Consider the following 17,901-nt stretch of genomic DNA (forward strand, 5'->3'; position numbering starts at 1 on the left):
TATCTTGGTTAGATAATCAATAAAAATCATTAAATATTTTTAGCAGGTTCTCCTTATAAGGAGCTCTCACAATTCCTTTTTCGGTGACAATGGCAGTAATATTTTCCGCAGGAGTGACATCAAAAGCAGGATTATATACTTTACTGTCTTTTAATGCTGTCCACTTTCCAAATAAATTGATGACTTCTTCGGGATCCCGTTCCTCAATTGGAATATCTTTTCCCGATTTAGTTTTTAAATCAATAGTTGGAGTTGGCACTGCTACATAAAATGGAATATTATAATATTTGGCAAGAATCGAGACTCCTAATGTTCCCACTTTATTTGCTACATCTCCATTTGCAGCAACCCTGTCCGCACCAACAATAATGGCATCAATTTTATTTTGGGACATTACTACACCTGCCATACTATCCGTAATTATTGTAACATCAATTCCGGCCTTTTGGAGTTCCAATGCTGTTAAGGTAGATCCTTGAAGTCTTGGCCGTGTTTCATCTGAATATACTTTAAAGTTCCATCCTTTTTCCTTAGCTAAATAGATGGGAGCCGTTGCTGTTCCATATTTAGTTGTAGCCAAAGAACCTGCATTGCAATGTGTTAGAATTCCCATGCCATCCTCTAGTAAAGATAAAAGGTTTTCTCCAATTTTTCTATTGATTTCTTCATCTTCTTTATGAATGGCTTTCGCTTCTTTAAGCAGAGTCTCTTTAAGTGCAGCTACAGGTAAACCTTTATTTGTTTCTGCGATATTCTCCATTCGTTCAAGAGCCCAAAACAAGTTTACAGCTGTGGGTCTTGAAGTAGCCAATAGTTCGGATTTTTCCTTTAGGGTCTTCCGGAAATCCTCAAAAGAGGATTCAGGCGCATCTTTAATTCCCAGATATAACCCATAGGCAGCGGTTACGCCAATTGCAGGAGCTCCTCTGACCACCATTGTCCGAATGGCTTCCCAGACACCTTCCGTTGAATCATACTCTTTATATATGATTTCATTGGGCAAAACTGTTTGATCTAAAAGAACAAGTTTATTATTTTTCCATTCAATCGTTAAAAGCTGATCACTCATTTTTCACCTTCACCTCGCCAATAGCCTGATGCAATGCTTCTGTATAATCACTGCCTGCTTTAAATTCATTTCTTCTCTTTATTAAATTTTTTGCTAAAATTAAACAAATGCGTTCAGCCCGCACTCTGCTGTCAGTATCCTCAATTGAAGTGATATCCTTTACCTTGGCAAGCCCCACTATCCTTCTTATGATTTCAAGTCCGGCAACTCCGGCTGTATCTGCTAAAATATGGTCCAGATACCATTCCTTGAATCCCGTTTCCTTCGCTAACAATTCAGTTACAGAACCATCCCACTCTTGGCTGAATTTTACCTTGAATAAGTCTATTACCTCTATAATAGTCTTTTCTACCCAGTCAAGAAATTCCCCTTTGTGATATGTATCTCCATTGATATAGGCAAAAATCAGGTGCGCAACGACATTACCAGTGTCATATCCAATAGGTCCAAAAAAGGCGAATTCAGGATCAATCACTTTAGTGGAGTCCTTTTTTGCAAAAATCGACCCGGTATGGAGATCTCCATGAATTAGAGCTTGAGCATGGTTCATGAACTCAAATTTCAGTTTAGCAGCCTCAAGGTGCAATTCATTATCATGATAGATTTCCCGGATAATCCAATCTTTGTTCTCAACGATGATTTCATTTCGGTGATGGTAATTATTAAACGGCTCTGTATAAACAAGATCTTCGGAAATTTCACAAAGTTCCGGATTAATAAACTCCTTAACCAGAAGTTTCTTCTGCTTATGTTCCATGACAACATCGGTTGTGGGAAGAAGTGTCTTTACCATATATGAGGTAATATGTTCTGCAAATAATGGGTATATCTCATGCTTTAAAAAGCCCTCTCTTAAAATGAGATGATCGGATAAATCTTCCATTACACAACAGCTCATCACTTCATCGAGGAGGTATACTTTCGGAACAAGTCCGGGAGCATACTTTCCATGGATGATAAGGGCGTTTGATTCTATCTTGTTCCTGTTTGTGGAAAGTGTAATGTCTTCCGAGATTCGGGCTGTATGCCCCGCCTGCTTTACTATCAATGATTTATCTGATTGTTTGTCTGAGACGCGATACACATAATTTAGATTCCCGTCTCCAATTTCAGCACACGTTAAATGACTTTTACTATCAAAAAAATCAACTTTCTCTAAAACAAAATCCACTACATCTTTTTCCTTCATTAAGAAATATTGATTGAACCGGGACATCCTCACAGTTCCTCCCCTTCGTTTTATTTACGATTGTAATAAGTTGAAGCAAGAGCAAGAGCCAATACCATACCTTTTACTATGTTGAGAGAATAATATGGGACTGACATCATAACGAGTCCATTTTCAAGAATCCCTACCAAAGCAGCACCTATAAAAGTACCAATAGCATTTGGTTTCCCGTTCCCGGCGAAAGAGGATCCAATAAATGCTGCAGCAACTGCCGGCATCAAGTATCCAGCCCCTGAGTTAATTTGTGCAGATCCAAGATAGGAAGCTAATATAATTCCTCCAAGAGCAGCAAATAAAGTCGAGATGACATATGCCAAAGTTTTATACCGATTGACCGGAATTCCGGATAACCGTGCAGCTTCTATATTTCCTCCGATCATATACATATAGCGGCCGTGCTTTGTATGGTTCAAAAACACATGAACAATCATGACGACCAAAATCATGATGATGATTATCCACGGAGTCTCGCCCATCTTGTCAAAAACAACTGGAAGCTTCCCTTCCGTTGGGGAGCCGTCCAGTCTTGGCATCCCCTCACTGATGGAACCGCCGCCAGTATATGTCATGGCAACGCCTTCAAAAATGAACATTGTCGACAATGTAGCGAACAGATCTGGAATTTTTATTTTTACAATCAACAACACATTAATCAGTGCAACGATCAATGTAAGAACAATGGCTAGAGGAATGGCAATACCTGCCGGTAAGTTGTACCATACAAAAAATGAAACAATCAAGGAACTGGAGAGTGTGGCAGACGATCCTATCGATAGATCGAAACCATCAACTGATAATGACACGGTCAAGCCGATCGCAATAATAGTCACGATAGAAATGCTTCTTAATATATTGATAATATTAGAACTCGTTAAAAATATATCCGGCATAATTACCGTAAAAAAGGCAAGTAAAACTACAATGGCAATGATAGTACCCCATTTGTTTATGGATTGAAGAACGGAAAGGGGTCTCTTCTTTAAACTTTTTTCCATTGATTAATTTCCCCCAGTTGAATAATACATAACTTCTTCTTCAGTCGTTTCCCTTGTTTCTAATTCCTTAACGACACGGTTATCATACATGACATAGATTCTGTCTGTAATGGCCATTATTTCTGATAGTTCACTAGAAGCATATATCACGCCTTTTTGATCATTTGCCAGGTCACTAATCAAATCAAAAATCTCTTTTTTGGCGCCCACATCGACCCCCTTTGTCGGTTCATCAAAAATATAGATTTCTGCATTCGATAACAACCACTTACCGACAGCAACCTTTTGCTGATTCCCTCCGGAGAGCAAAGATACCTTCTGTCTCTCATTCGGGGTTTTAATACCTAGCGATCCAATCATTTTCTGAGCCGTGTTTCTTTCTAACATCGGTTGTAAAACACCCGTGGTCTTTGTATATTTGTTCAAGCTTGCCGCAGTGAGATTCGTGTAGACGGGCTCATCCACAAGAACCCCTTCCTTTCGCCGCTCTTCCGGAACCAATGCTAGTCCTTGTTTTACAGCATGATGGGGTGCCTTTATGTTCAAAGACTTGCCATATAGCTTGACAGATCCGGATTCTATTTGACGGGCACCAAAAATTGTTTTGCACAACTCAGTTTTTCCTGCGCCCACTAGACCGGCAATCCCGACAATTTCACCTTTCCTTACATGGAGACTTACGTCATTTACTTTTCCTTCTTTATCATTCAAACTATTTATCTCAAATAAAATCTCGTTTCCTATTTGTCTGTCAGCCCTGGTGAATTCTTCTTCAAATGTCTTACCTAACATCAGTTCAACAACTTGCTGGGTCGTTAAATTGCTAATAGGCTGGCTTGTCACAACCTTTCCATCTTTCATAATGGTAATGTCTTCACAGATTTCAAAAAGCTCGGGAAGCCTGTGAGAGATGAATATTACACCAATATTCTGATTTTCAGCCAAGTCCCTTACAATCCTAAAAAGTTCTTTTGTTTCCCTATTGCTCAAAGGAGCTGTCGGCTCATCAAGGATTAAAAATTTCCTTTCATTTACAATAGCTCTTGCTATTAAAACCATTTGCTTATCTGATAAACCTAGTTCGGATACGGTTATTTTCGTATCAATCTTTATATTCAGCCTTTCTAAAATCTCATTGGCTTCAGAATGTATGTTTCTCCAATTGACTATTTGTCTTTTGCCCATGTCATTAACGATCATATCTAGCATTATATTTTCACCCACTGTCAAATGGGGGATAAGGGCTGTATCCACTTCCTGATAAACAATATCAATCCCAAGATCCTTTCCGTCTTTTGGAGTTTTAATAGTGACTTCTTCATTATTAAAGAAAATTTTACCGGTGTAATGATTATAGGCACCTGACAAAACTTTCATTAAGGTTGATTTACCTGCCCCATTTGCTCCAATTAATGCGCGGATGGAACCTGTTTCCATTTCAAAATGAACATCTGTTAATGCTTTTACTCCTGGAAACTCTATATTGATATCTTCCATTTTCAATAATATTTTTTCAGCTTTTGCCATACACTCACCTATTCAGATTTGATTCTAAGTCTGTGGGCTGCAGAAAAGGAAGAATGGCTTATTCTTCCTTTTCCAATAATTAATTTTCTCTGAGCTTTTTCATCCAATCTTCGTTGAAATCATCGGACTCTCCCCAACCTTCGATCACTTCAGCCAAACTATCCATCGTCGTTTCAGACGACAAATCTTCTTTTTTAATCAATTTCGGTTCAAGCGCATATGTTTCCGGTGTATCTTCATCTGCAATCTTCTTTGCTAACAAACGCATATTCATTACACCGATTAAGTAGGGGTCAACAGCAGCTGTAGATTCCCACGTGCTCCCCTCTTCCAACATCATGTTAATGTCCTGATTGGAGATATCGATTGAGACCAATTTAATATCAGACCGTTTATTATCTTTAAGCGCTTTGAATCCTCCTTTTGCCATTTCATCCCAAGATCCCCAAATAACATCCACTTTTCCTTCTGGGTACTTGCTTAAGATTGAGCTAACACCAGAGGCAATATCCCCTTGAACATTTTGCATATTGGACGGCCCAATCGTTTCTAACGTTTTAATCTTGCCTTCTTTTTCATATTTTTTATAAATCTCTTCTCTGCTATCAAGAGGAGGTAATCCTCCAAACCATAATTTAATGACATTAACTGGCTTCCCATCTTTTGAATAATTGGCAACCTCGTCGAGGCTAAGCTCGGCCAGCTTATGGTCATTTTGAGCAGTGTATGTAACCCCTTCCAATTTTTCACCGTTTTTAACAGCAACGGTATCAAATGTTACTACTTTTATGCCTTTGTCTATGGCTGGTTTAATCATGTCGTATGAATACGATTCTTTACCGTGAGAAATAACGAGCCCATCGTAACCTTTCTGAATGGCTTGTGAAACAAGATTTTGAAACTTTGCATCATCTCCGTCAGAAATAAATGTGTCTACTTTAAAACCTAAACCTTCTCCTTCACTTCTGGCTCCATCTAAGAATTGCTTTGTATGGTCATCTGAAGGAAGGTTCCTGATTACAGCTACTTTAACGTCGCCCTGAACACTCTCCGGTACACCTTCAATTTTTTCTTTTGGCTTGGACTGTGTGTTCTCTTTACTGCCGCAGCCTGCTATCACTAATACCAACAATAAAAATAACAAGAAATTTTTCCTCACCTAATTATCCCCCTCAATTATATGAATAGTGATGATCTGTCCGACTTCATTAGACTTTTTGACTATCAATGACCTCCTTCACTTTGGAAACTCATCCAAAATAACTAAACTTTTTCATTTAAAAACATATAAAAACATTTTTAATGATATAAAATGTTTTTAATTAACAACATATTAACACTTATTAACAAATAGTCAATATTTTTTTAATATACAGCTTAATGAAACAAAAGTTGCTAACGTCGATAGTCACTCAATCAAATAAGTCTTATTTCTTATACACTCCACCTATTTCGATACATCTCGTAATACATTTGTTACACAACTGAAAAACAAAGTCACAATTTGTCGTGATATGCTATATCTACATAAACAAGAAAATGTTGGAGTGCCAGGGGGAAAGTGCTAGAATGACGATGTTAAAAAAAGCTATTATTTCATTATTCGCCGTTATCACATTCGCTGCAGTGATCACTCAACCTATAGATACCGCTAGTGCAGCAAGCAAACCATCAGGGGCAGCTATTGTAAAAGAGGGTAAAAAGTACTTGGGCGTTAAATACAAGTATGGTGGAACGACGCCAAAAGGGTTCGACTGTTCAGGCTTTACGTCCTATACTTTTAAGAAAAAGAACGTCAAACTTCCAAGAACGGCAGCTGAGCAATTTAAAAAAGGAAAATCTGTCAGCAAAAAGAACTTGAAAGCCGGAGACCTGGTATTCTTTAAAACAACTTCTAAGAAAAAAGTTACACACGTTGGAATTTACGTAGGAAAAAATAAATTTATCCATTCTGCAGGAAAAGGTGTATCTATTACATCCATCAATGATCCGTATTATTGGAAATCCAAATATGCAGGAGCAAGAAGGGTACTATAAGCCCCTTTTCAATAAAACAGACAGCGAGGATTCAAGTTCTCGCTGTCTGTTTTTTATTGAATAAAATGCACACCTTCACCTCTGAAAACTGACAGCTAGTGTTGGGAGTCTTTTTAATGTAGACCCTCGCAGGTTGGGGAAGAATTTATAGATCAATCGGTAAAATAAAGAGTGAATTGACAAAAGGAATGGAAACAGCCGAGTTAAACTCGAACCGCTTCGCCGTCGATACAGATTTTGAGAAGAACCAGACAATCGTATTACGGAACAAGCGAATAGAAACCATCAGATATTTGGCAGCCTACCATTGGCCAGGAAACGTTCGGGAATTAAGGAATATGGTTGAGAATTTAATTGTTTCCGTTTCTGAGCAAACCCTTGAGCCCTACCACCTTCCCTTCCGGATTACACAAGTAGAACAAGATTCCAATAACGTAAATCTTAAGAAAATGGTACAGAACTCCAGGCTTGGAAAATAAAATCCTTATCGTGAGATCTGGCAATCCGTTTTGGATTGCCACTTTTGTTTCAAAAAATTGACAAAGCGGAGAAACACCTTCTGAGCCCTTTACATATTTCGCCTTACGAAGTATAATGGTTAAGTTAATTACCTAGGTAAATAAAGAGGGGGGCATTTCGGTGAATCCCGTGATTCACGAGATTTTTCAAAGGACGCGTCTTTTGAGCAAACAGTTGAACAACGTATTAAAAGATCATGACCTGTTCACATCCCAGTGGACAGTTTTATATTGCGTTCATCAACATGGAGAAATGACGCTGACGGATATATGGAAATATTTGAACGTAGAGGCTCCGACCATTACGCGAACAGTGAAACGGTTGGAAGAGCTTGGCTGGTTAAAAACTGATTTAGGAAAAGACCGCCGGGAGAAAATGGTCCGGCTTTCCGAATATGCGGAAACCCGCTTGCCTCATATTAAAGTATCAATTGAACGGTTTGAACAGAGGTCAATGGAAAATTTGACCGAAGAAGAGCAAACTCTCTTAATGGAGCTGCTAAAGAAACTAGATGTGGAAGGATGATGATAGTTGCAAAAAATGCAGCCAATTTGGACGAAATCATTCATGAGTTTGTTTTGTACGAATTTATCCGTTTTTATTGTGTTCTATGGATTAACTGCAACCTTACCGCTTTATGCTACAGGCCTCTTAAACAAGACAGATCAGGAAGCCGGCCTGCTGATGTCGATCTTTCTGCTCTCGGCCATCATCATACGCCCGTTTACAGGAAAGATATTGGACTTGGCAGGAAAAAGAAGGATGCTTCGGATCAGCCTCGTCTTATATTTGCTTTGCACCATTCTTTATTTTTTTATCGATCCGTTTAGCTGGCTTCTTGTCCTCCGCTTTCTGCACGGAATCGGATTCAGTATCGTGACGACAGCATGTGGGGCTATTGCGGCCGATCTTGTACCGGCAGCACGCCGAGGGACAGGTCTTGGTTATTTTACCATGTCGACAAACCTTGGGGTTGTTCTTGGACCGCTGATTGCCCTTTCGCTTATACAGGCCTACTCCTTCGACTTACTGTTTATCATTCTTAGCTTTTTAATGGTGACAGGAGCACTTTTTTCTTTGATGGTGCCTGCCCATAAACAACAGAATGGAAACAAAACCAAGAGAAAATTATCTTTTAATGACTTATTTGAAAAAAAAGCCGTTCCTGTCGGGATTCTCGCATGCCTGACCGGACTTTCATATGCGAGCATTTTATCTTATTTATCCATCTATGCCCAAGGAAAAAATCTATTAGGTATGACGAGTGCCTTCTTCCTCGTCTTTGCGGCTGTCATGCTCCTTGCAAGGCCGTTCACAGGCAGATTGTTTGATCTGAAAGGACCTCAATACGTCCTTTATCCCGGATTGATTTTATTCATCGTTGGGTTAATCATTCTGGCATATACTCATTCAGCTGCTACATTTTTGATCGCCGGAGGCTTCATCGGGCTTGGATACGGCTCTTTGGTACCGAGCATGCAGACGCTTGCCATCCAGTCCACCATTATAGAACGAAGCGGATATGCCACAGCAACGTTTTATACTTTCTTTGATGGCGGAATCGCTTTAGGATCGTACATTTTCGGAATCATCGCCGCAGCCAATGGCTATCAATCGATTTATTTGATTTCCAGTGCGCTCGTTTGCTGTGTATTCATATTGCTTATGATTTTAAAGCCAAATAAACAAGGCGGAAAAGCGGCGGACGCCATTAAAGAAAAGGAAGTGGAGAGTTTTTAGAGAAACGGACCAATAATGGGTCCGTTTTTTTGTGTGATTTACTTATTTAATGGCAGATTATTTAAAAATGAGAGAAAATCATTTTACATACGTTGTATAAGGTGTAAAAGCTTTTACAAAAACGTAAGGAGAATCAGAGATGAAGTCAAATGAAAATAATTTCATCCGAAGATTGCAACGTCAAAAAGAAGATGCATTAGAGTTTATAGTTGATAAATATTTACCATTAATAAAGGGGATCACTTATAACGTTCTTTCTCCACTTGGAAACGACGGAATCATGGAAGAATGTATCAATGATGTGATTCTGTCGATATGGAGTCATTCCGGGAAATTCCATGGAGACGCAACAGATTTCCAAAAATGGGTCTGTGCCATTTCCAAGTATAAATCGATTGATTATTACAGAAAAGCACGAAAAAAAGAAGAGTTTGCTTCCACTCATTTGGACTTGAACAAGGAAAAATCCGTTGAGGACGAATTGATCGAAGCAGAAAACAAAAAGGAAATAATTGAGTTAATCGATCAATTGGAACCTGTAGACCGAGACATTTTTGTCATGAAATTTTTCCTCGGTTTCAAAACAGATGAAATTTCCAAAAGACTTGGCCTGTCAAGAGCGGCAGTTGATAACCGGATTTATCGCGGGAAAAAGAAACTTCATACAAAAGCAGCCAATTTAAACCTGGGAGGTAGTACCGTATGAAGGATATTTATGAATTATTGAATGATGTCGATATAGATGTAAATGAATTTGAGGAAATGGAAGTCAGTGAATGGGAAAAGGCTCGAATCAAAAAGGCCGTTAAGCAATCCATTAGACAAAAGAAAAAAACGAAAAAGTGGATAAGGGATGTTGGGGCTGCTGCCATTGTTACCGTTTTATCAGTTACAATTTTTGGATTGACATTCCCTACCTATGCTAGCAACATTCCAGTAATAGGTGATATTTTCAGATTCTTGGATAATGGAAGAACTGGCCTTTATGAAAATTATAAGGAGTACTCCACCGAGATGAACCTATCGCAGGAAAGCAACGGCATTAAAGTAACCATCAATGATGCCGTATATGACGGAAAAACAGTGTCATTAACCTTTTCACTGGAAAGTGGCCGCGATCTGGGCGATGATCCTTTCCTGGAGGGCCCCCTCGATATAAAAGGAACGTCCGGCAGTACAGGAACTTATCAAATTTCAAAGGTGGACGAAAATCAGTATGTAGGTTTAATCACCTCGAGTATATTTGACAAAGAGGAAAAAGATCACATAAAGGTAAAGTGGGAGATTGATCGTATCCTGCTTCCCACTAACAAAGATATAAAAGGCAATTGGAATTTTGCTCTTACGTTAGATGCTCTTGCAAAAGACACACAAATTATCGGTCAAAGCGTTGAACAAGATGGAGTAAAGGTAAGTGTAGGAAAAGTTTCCGCCACACCAATATCCTTTACCGTTTATTACGATCAGATAGTTTCTGAAGAAATGAGAAAGAAATGGCATACAGTAGACGCGGATATTACCATAAAAGATGATCTAGGCAATCATTATTCCGGTGAAAGGAATGGAGGATTAGGTGACAGCGAAGGCTATCATATGAACTGGAACAAGACGTTCGAAAAGCTCGATCCAAATGCAACAAGGCTGATTATTACACCTCATGTGGAGATGCATGAATATACTTCTGAGAATTTTGGCGGGTCAGAAGTTACAGCGGAGGAAACGACGGAGGTCCAGATTCCTTCAAAGTCTGGTAAAGGTAATGAAGCATTTGTATTGGAAGATATCATTGTTCAACTGAAATAACTCACAAAAAGCTGTTACGGAAAGTTTCCGTAACAGCTTCTTTAAATTTCCGAGATTCAGATACTGTAACTACGTAAAATCACAATACAATGAACTGAGTTGTAAACATCTTTGGTAACTTTAAAGCATCTCGCCGGTCATCAAATACTCTGGACTGTAGAGAGCTCAACTGATGGGCAGAATGTTCTACTGCCGTTCCTCTTCCATTGAAAATCCCTCTCTAACAATAAGAAGAATGTTAATTACTAAATCTCACCATACAACCTGCGAGTATTAAGATTCCTCTACTTATTGCTTGGAAAATGAACTATTCAATTGTTCAGCAACATCGTCCGGGACTTTCATGTCTATTTTGATCAAAGAGACCTTCAATGTCACATAAGGTATATCTTTGAATGTAATGAGCCGTGCAACTTCATGTAACGAGGGCTTTTTCTCTTTTCTCTCACCCAGCTTGGTGGTATCTTCAATGGAAAAAACATATTCATATTGTTTTTCGGCATCTTTAGGTAAATCAGAGGCATATTCCCATCCGTCTAATTTTAGACTCTCTATAAACTCTTCGATATCCGCTTTTTCCGACATGGTCTTTAATACGGTGCCGTTGTCTGCAGAATGAACCTCGACTTTCTGAGCTTTTGCGATGTCTTTAATATTCTCTTGCATACCCGATTCCTGATTTTTCTCTCTATTTACAGTATCTTTCGCTTCAGAAGAATTAGATGTATTACAGCCAACCAGCGCTGACACAACCAAAATAAAGAGCAAAAAATATCTGGTCAAAATTCTCATGTTATCCACCTTTCCCATCTAGGCTGCTTGATCCTAAACAATATTACTCATGATATCATCGAAAGCATAAATTATATTCGGCCCTAAGTCTTAGATTTGCAAAAATGCTTATTTATCAGAGTAAGCGCCTGTTGTTAGGAAGGGTAAAAGAAGACGCGGTAAGCAATTGAGAAGGAACCTATTCCCTCTTTCCGCTTTTTATTCTGTACATGCGCATCATCTTCCTGTTAAACTTTACATACATTTACCAAAAGAATAAAGGAGAGTTGAGAAGAGATGAGCATAGTTCAGGAAAAAGGTTATTTTGGACAGTTTGGAGGCAGCTTTGTCCCTCCGGGCTTGCAAGAGGTATTGGATCATTTAGACGAGCAGTTTGAGAAGTATAAACATGACGAGGAATTTATTAAGGAATATAATTATTATTTAAAAGAATATATAGGCAGGGAAAACCCGTTAACTTTTGCCGAAAGACTGACAAAGGAGCTTGGTGGTGCGAAGATCTATCTAAAACGAGAGGATTTGAACCATACCGGCGCCCATAAAATCAACAATGCCATCGGCCAAATTTTACTAGCCAAACGAATGGGAGTAAAACGGATAATCGCTGAAACCGGAGCAGGTCAGCACGGCGTGGCCACTGCCACCGCTTGTGCCATGTTCGACATGGAATGCGTCATTTATATGGGGGCTGAAGATACAAGAAGGCAGGCTTTGAACGTATTCCGGATGGAATTGTTAGGTGCCAAGGTCGTTGCTGTCGATAAAGGCCAGGGACGTTTGAAAGATGCCGTGGATGAAGCACTGAATGACCTCGTGCAGAATTATAAAAACACTTTTTATCTACTTGGCTCGGCGGTAGGCCCTCACCCTTATCCGACCATAGTGAAACATTTTCAGTCGGTGATCAGTGAAGAATCTAAAAAGCAGATCATTGAAAAAGAAGGGAAACTGCCTACTGCCGTCATCGCCTGTACCGGCGGAGGAAGCAATGCGATTGGGGCGTTTGCCCATTATATCGATGAACCTGATGTCCGCCTGATCGGCGTCGAACCGGATCAAGCACCCTCATTAACGGAAGGTGTTCCCGCTGAACTTCACGGATTCAAGTGTCTTGCTCTCATTGACGAAGACGGAAACCCGAAACCGACGTATTCAATTGCAGCCGGCCTGGACTACCCCGGAATCGGCCCTGAACACAGCCATCTGAAGGAATCCGGGCGGGCAGAATACTATACAGTGACTAATGAAGAAGTTCTGGACGCCTTCAAACTGCTGTCCAAAAAAGAAGGGGTTATACCGGCACTGGAAAGCGCCCACGCTATAGCGCAAACATTAAAGCTGGCGCCTACAATGAACAAGGATGACATCATCATCGTCAACCTCTCCGGCCGCGGGGATAAGGACGTTCAACAGGTGTTTGAAATGGAGAATAAATAAACCGTAACAGAGGACCATGTCCTCTGTTTTTTTACGTAAACCTGATTGAATTCCACCAACAATTTTTACGATTTAGTAGATCAGTTTTATACCTGAGGTGTATATTTTTAAACCCTTTTCACATTATCTCCCTGCAGCTGTTCTACTAAAGTTTTTGCTTGTCTATCCAGTTGCTGGGCCGCTTCATCAATGCCGTTAAATTCATGAACTGCTTTTTCAGTACGGAAATAGCTTTCAGAAATGATTTCCTCTAATTGTATAGTCCCAGAGCTGATATTGTGCACTTGTCCTGTTATTTCCTCCACATTCGAATGGACCTTCTGAGTCGACTTTTCTGCCTGATTCGCCAGCTTTTGTACTTCTTTCGCAATAACGTCAAAACCTCTTCCATAATCACCGGCATGGGCAGCCTGAATAGCCGCATTCAAGGCCAATAATTTAGTTTGCGAAGAGATATTGCCGATAGTTTCCACTATACTTCTAATAGCCTCCGTTTGAACATTAAGGGTTTGCAAAATGTCCATGTTTGCTTTAATTTTTTCAGTGATTTCTTTCATGGCAGAAGCAATTTCATAACTTCGGGTCATTCCTGCCTCCGCGCGCGACTTCAAACTTTCTGCCATATGCTGCAAGTCATGTGTAACCTTGGCAGCTGCATTTTCACGAGCCGTAATATCGGTTGCTACTTTAACCACTGCCTGGACTTTCCCTTCGTCATTAAAGACTGGAGTATACGTGGCTTCAAGCCAAATCAATCTCCCTTGTTTGGTCACCCTTTGCACCTTTCTTTGAAAAGATTGTCCGTTTCGAAAGTTGCTCCAAAAAGCATGGTATTCTGGACCTTGAGCAAAATCTGGCGTACAAAAATTCCGATGATGCATATTTGGCAGTTCTTCCGTTCTATACCCCATTGCCTGTGCAAAGTTTTCATTAGCCCAAAGCACCTTCCCATGAGGGTCAAATTCAATCATGGCCAAGCTTTGTTCCAAAGCGGCCAGTACAGCATGTTCTTCTAATACTTGAGTGCTGGAAGGTGACACTTGAGAAAGTTGGTGTTTCATGAGGTTCTAATCTCCCACTTTATTTTTATACTCATAATATATCACATTTCATTCAACTGAATGGAAGAATATCCCCCACCTGCCATCATGGATTTCATTGAATATATATAGCGCAATAATAGAAGATTGAAAAAACCAATCAAAACCCTATATGGATCATTGCAGAAGTGTTGGTTCATAGCACTTGTGTAAATTGACGTCATTACTGAAGATATTGTCCTGTCTTTCTTTCCCCGACTGTTTAGAGCTTGCAGATTCTACTACATCTCCCCAATTCATTTTTCTCCGTTAGCCCAACCTTGTGCCAATTGTTGATATAATAATCATATTACGAAAGTAATCTATGAAACTTATCGGTTAAAGTCTATTTTTTTGAAAAGAAGGTCACTGTAATGAATGAAGCTATTGTCAATTTTATTATTCTAATTCCATTTTTGATTTTTGCTGTCATACTGTCAAAAGGGAAAGGCGCATTTTTGATTGCCGGCTATAATACGAAGACTGATCATGAAAAAGCCGAATATGATGAAAAAGCACTGTGCAAATTCATGGGCAAAATTATGTACGGCATTTGTTTCAGTATCTTGTTGTGGGGATTGAGTGAAGTATTGGAGTACGAGTTGCTGTTCATTATTGGTCTTATTTTATTTATTATCATCGTTACTTTTGCTATTGTTTATGTAAATACCGGGAATCGGTTTAAAAGAAAGTCCGATGATGTTTGACCAAATACAGAAAAAAGCCCCCTATCGCAAGGAGCCTGTTCAAACTTTCGTTTTCTTGTAAACCATTTTTCCGCCCATATACGTCTCTTCTACAATCATGCTGCTAATCTCCGCTTTGTCCGCCTCAAAGATATCTTTTTCAAGGACAATGAAGTCAGCATGGTATCCCGGAGCAAGTCGGCCAACACAAGGAATCCGGGTGACCGCCTGTGCAGCTTTCGTATAAAGCTCTACCGCTGTTTCTATTGGAATGCTCTGTTCCCGCCCGATATCCGTACAGTCATAAGCCTTCCTGTTTACAGCTGCTTCCAAACCAACAAACGGGTTCACGGGATCACCCCATGCAGTTGCAGGCGCATCTGATGAAAAAGCCACTTGAATCCCCTTCTCCAGAATTGTTTTGACCGGATAGGATTTTCTCGAGCGCTCTTCACCCAAATGGTTCAGGTAGCTTTCTATTTCGGCATATAAAAAAATGGGCTGGGTCACAAAGGCAATTCCGGATTCAGCCGCACGCCGGAGTGCCCGCTCTGTCGGAAGCGAGGCATGTTCAACCCGGACAGAAGGTGCGCCAGCCAACCAGTCAGCCTTTTTATAAAAAGTGTCAACAACCTGGTCAATTGCCTGTTCCCCCATTGCGTGAACAGCCAGTTGAATACCGTATTTTTTCGCCGCTTTTCCCGCTGCCAGCAGTTCCTCTCGACTGGTCGTGGAAATTCCATAGTTTTTTTCATCTCCTACAAACGCAGGATTGACCCAAGCTGTCTGGCCTGAAATGCTTCCGTCCGCAAATAATTTAATTCCAGCAATATAAACTGGCCGCTCGCTGTCAAAGATGGATGGATCATTCAGCTCAAGCCGTTGGAACTCACCCCAATTGTAATAGAGGGCAGCTCTTTGCTTCATCCCCTTATTCACAGCTGCTCTATAAATATCATAATAATCGATAGGGTTATGGTCTCCCATCATCTCAGTAATTCCCGTGATTCCCTTGGCAAGAAATGTGTCACTGTATTCCGCCAACAATGCGGCCTTTCCTTCAAGGCTTTTTACGGGGATTTTACTTTTTACCAAATCAGCTGCACTTTCACGCAGTACACCCGTCGGCTCTCCTTGTTCGTCACGTTCAATTTTTCCACCTGGCGGATCCGGGGTAGCTTTCGTTATCCCTGCTATTTCCAAAGCCTTGCTGTTTACTGAAATAATATGGGTGCATGTCCGGGTCAAAACAATCGGAACATCTTTTGCCGCCTGGTCCAAATCATGCCTGTCAGGCGTCCTGCCTTCATCCAATTTCCCTTCATCATACCCCCAGCCTTCCATCCATGAATCAGGTCCTTGCCCTTTAATCAGCTTCTTCAACGCTTGAACCATGTCTGCAATGGATTTCACACCTGGCGGCGTGCATGAAATCTGCTTGGATGTCTCCGCCAACATCAATGGATGAAGGTGGGCATCAATGAATCCCGGAAGTACTCGGCGTCCTTCCAGATCAATCTTCACTCCCTCAACGGGAGGGATATTTTCCTCTTTTCCAATCCATGAAACCTTGCCGTTACAGACAATCATGGCATCCGCTTCCTTGTTTTGCCCATCCGCCGGAAAAATCTTTCCGTTCTTGAAAAACTGGATCGAACTCATGGTTACCTACCTCCACCAATGTGCGAGTTTTCTGTTAATCTATTATAACAAAAGAGAGAACTTTAGGTGGTGATAGGTCAAAACTTTACTGGAACTCTAGAAGAAATCCTTCGGTCTATTTTTCAATCCCTCAGTCATTCTAGTAAGCGGTTAGCCCTCTAATGATTAATCTTGGTTCCAATGGGGAAATAGAGAATGGCCCTCTTTATCTGCATTTCTTATCTCCATTTCATATTTCGAGTATATCTCCTTTTATAATTGGCCAGGTATCTAGCTTTCAATAATAGAGATTGCATTTTTTTCAAAATCTACTACAATAAAAGGTAGAAATTTGAATCGGCGTACCAAGGGGAGCTTTTTGCTGAGAGTGGATTCGTTCCGTACCCTTTGAACCTGTTAGATAATGCTAGCGCAGGGATGGTATATGAAACGGCAATGAGATTTTCATTGCCGTTGTTCCCCTATGGTTACGATCGGTCATCACATCACAGGGGGATTTTTTTATGGGAAGTAAAAAGATGTCATTACGTGCACTGATGGAGGTATCGATTTTTGCGGCATTTGCGATGATGCTTGATATGATTCCATCCATTCAAATAACGCCAGCGATCAAGTTCTCAGTTTCCATGGTACCCATTTTTATCGTATCGCTTCGCTGGGGTATAAAGGCGGGGTTTGCTTCAGGATTTTTGTGGGGCCTGCTGCAAATTGTAACCGGGGATGCTGCTGGACAAATTTTGACCCCTCTTCAAGGGTTAATTGAATATTTTATTGCATTCAGCTTTATTGGTGCAGCAGGATTGCTTGCACCTTCTATAAAAAATGTTTTGAAATCTGAAGGAAAAGTCATGCTGGTCTTGTTATTATTAGCGGCTATATTGATTGGCGGCGCTGCAAGGTATATTTGGCACTTCATAGCCGGAATCATTTTCTGGGGGCAATACGCACCTCCGGGTCAATCAGCTTTTCTATACTCACTTATTGCAAACGGCACTTCTTGCATTGCCTCTTCCTTAACTTGCTTTATTGTGATTGCATTGCTTGTCACAACGGCACCTCGTCTGCTGCAAGTGAAATGAAGAATAAGTATCAGTGCTTTAATCAGGACCAATCCAGAATGCTAGTACTCTAACTCTAACCCACAGGAAAGACCATCTATATGACGATGGTCTTTCCCCCTTCCAATTCCGTCAACTCAGGCTGGGAACCTCATCAGGTTCTCCTTCACCCAATTCAATCATATCTCACTGAACCTAAATCGCTATCCAGAGAAAAATCACAAAAGGATAATCGTACATCCAATCATCCATCACTTTCGATTTTTTAC

Annotated in this window: 17 protein-coding genes and 1 riboswitch; of the genes, 9 read left to right on the forward strand and 8 right to left on the reverse strand. The window is 40.3% G+C overall.

Annotated features, from left to right (window positions below; genetic code table 11):
- Positions 1-16 precede the first annotated feature (16 nt).
- The 5 genes from mtnA to C509_RS0111720 form a co-directional block, all read right to left on the reverse strand.
- On the reverse strand, positions 17-1,069 hold the full coding sequence (gene mtnA / locus C509_RS0111700; protein ID WP_018707120.1) for an S-methyl-5-thioribose-1-phosphate isomerase: 1,053 nt from the start codon (positions 1,067-1,069) through the stop codon (positions 17-19).
- Positions 1,062-2,285: an S-methyl-5-thioribose kinase gene (gene mtnK / locus C509_RS0111705; protein WP_018707121.1), complete on the reverse strand. Its 1,224-nt coding sequence runs from the start codon at positions 2,283-2,285 to the stop codon at positions 1,062-1,064. The genes mtnA and mtnK overlap by 8 nt, the downstream gene beginning before the upstream one ends.
- Positions 2,286-2,308: 23 nt before the next feature.
- Entirely contained in the window at positions 2,309-3,292 is a 984-nt protein-coding gene (locus tag C509_RS0111710; protein ID WP_018707122.1) for an ABC transporter permease, read from the reverse strand.
- 3 nt (positions 3,293-3,295) lie between these two features.
- The gene (locus C509_RS0111715) at positions 3,296-4,789 is read right to left on the reverse strand and encodes a sugar ABC transporter ATP-binding protein (protein ID WP_245542468.1); all 1,494 of its coding nucleotides are present in this window, start codon (positions 4,787-4,789) and stop codon (positions 3,296-3,298) included.
- A 109-nt stretch (positions 4,790-4,898) separates the two neighbouring features.
- Positions 4,899-5,978 carry a sugar ABC transporter substrate-binding protein gene (locus C509_RS0111720; protein WP_018707124.1) on the reverse strand — a complete coding sequence of 360 codons (1,080 nt, stop codon included), beginning with the start codon at positions 5,976-5,978 and terminating at the stop codon, positions 4,899-4,901.
- A gap of 410 nt (positions 5,979-6,388) precedes the next feature.
- On the opposite strand from C509_RS0111720, the gene C509_RS0111725 reads away from it, so the two are divergent.
- From C509_RS0111725 to C509_RS0111750, 6 genes are all read left to right on the forward strand, one after another.
- The gene (locus tag C509_RS0111725; protein ID WP_018707125.1) at positions 6,389-6,856 is read left to right on the forward strand and encodes a C40 family peptidase; all 468 of its coding nucleotides are present in this window, start codon (positions 6,389-6,391) and stop codon (positions 6,854-6,856) included.
- Positions 6,857-7,032: 176 nt separating this feature from the next.
- Entirely contained in the window at positions 7,033-7,335 is a 303-nt protein-coding gene (locus C509_RS0111730; RefSeq protein ID WP_018707126.1) for an AAA-type ATPase lid domain-containing protein, read from the forward strand.
- Positions 7,336-7,495: 160 nt separating this feature from the next.
- The gene (locus C509_RS0111735; RefSeq protein WP_018707127.1) at positions 7,496-7,900 is read left to right on the forward strand and encodes a MarR family winged helix-turn-helix transcriptional regulator; all 405 of its coding nucleotides are present in this window, start codon (positions 7,496-7,498) and stop codon (positions 7,898-7,900) included.
- A 15-nt stretch (positions 7,901-7,915) separates the two neighbouring features.
- On the forward strand, positions 7,916-9,115 hold the full coding sequence (locus C509_RS0111740) for an MFS transporter (RefSeq protein WP_051088694.1): 1,200 nt from the start codon (positions 7,916-7,918) through the stop codon (positions 9,113-9,115).
- A gap of 139 nt (positions 9,116-9,254) precedes the next feature.
- Positions 9,255-9,821 carry a sigma-70 family RNA polymerase sigma factor gene (locus C509_RS0111745; RefSeq protein ID WP_018707129.1) on the forward strand — a complete coding sequence of 189 codons (567 nt, stop codon included), beginning with the start codon at positions 9,255-9,257 and terminating at the stop codon, positions 9,819-9,821.
- On the forward strand, positions 9,818-10,918 hold the full coding sequence (locus tag C509_RS0111750; protein ID WP_018707130.1) for a DUF4179 domain-containing protein: 1,101 nt from the start codon (positions 9,818-9,820) through the stop codon (positions 10,916-10,918). The genes C509_RS0111745 and C509_RS0111750 overlap by 4 nt, the downstream gene beginning before the upstream one ends.
- Positions 10,919-11,206: 288 nt before the next feature.
- Here C509_RS0111750 and C509_RS0111755 read toward each other — a convergent pair whose 3' ends face one another.
- A complete protein-coding gene (locus C509_RS0111755; protein WP_018707131.1) occupies positions 11,207-11,710 on the reverse strand; it encodes a hypothetical protein in 504 nt (167 codons plus the stop codon).
- Between the two features lie 276 nt (positions 11,711-11,986).
- Here C509_RS0111755 and trpB point away from each other — a divergent pair, with 276 nt between their 5' ends.
- Positions 11,987-13,147, forward strand: coding sequence for a tryptophan synthase subunit beta (gene trpB / locus C509_RS0111760; protein ID WP_018707132.1), 1,161 nt, complete (start codon positions 11,987-11,989; stop codon positions 13,145-13,147).
- Between the two features lie 107 nt (positions 13,148-13,254).
- Here trpB and C509_RS0111765 read toward each other — a convergent pair whose 3' ends face one another.
- Positions 13,255-14,208, reverse strand: coding sequence for a methyl-accepting chemotaxis protein (locus C509_RS0111765; protein ID WP_018707133.1), 954 nt, complete (start codon positions 14,206-14,208; stop codon positions 13,255-13,257).
- Between the two features lie 392 nt (positions 14,209-14,600).
- Here C509_RS0111765 and C509_RS0111770 point away from each other — a divergent pair, with 392 nt between their 5' ends.
- Positions 14,601-14,933 (forward strand): DUF3784 domain-containing protein, encoded by a 333-nt coding sequence (locus C509_RS0111770; protein WP_018707134.1) that lies wholly within the window; start codon positions 14,601-14,603, stop codon positions 14,931-14,933.
- Between the two features lie 39 nt (positions 14,934-14,972).
- On the opposite strand, the gene C509_RS0111775 is transcribed toward C509_RS0111770, so the two are convergent.
- Positions 14,973-16,574 (reverse strand): amidohydrolase, encoded by a 1,602-nt coding sequence (locus C509_RS0111775; protein WP_018707135.1) that lies wholly within the window; start codon positions 16,572-16,574, stop codon positions 14,973-14,975.
- A 337-nt stretch (positions 16,575-16,911) separates the two neighbouring features.
- Positions 16,912-17,009: riboswitch (TPP riboswitch) on the forward strand.
- A gap of 68 nt (positions 17,010-17,077) precedes the next feature.
- On the opposite strand from C509_RS0111775, the gene thiT reads away from it, so the two are divergent.
- Positions 17,078-17,653: an energy-coupled thiamine transporter ThiT gene (gene thiT, locus C509_RS0111780; protein WP_018707136.1), complete on the forward strand. Its 576-nt coding sequence runs from the start codon at positions 17,078-17,080 to the stop codon at positions 17,651-17,653.
- Positions 17,654-17,901 lie beyond the last annotated feature (248 nt).

Source organism: Siminovitchia fordii DSM 16014 = CIP 108821, from assembly GCF_000374565.1.
Taxonomy (GTDB): domain Bacteria; phylum Bacillota; class Bacilli; order Bacillales; family Bacillaceae_C; genus Siminovitchia; species Siminovitchia fordii.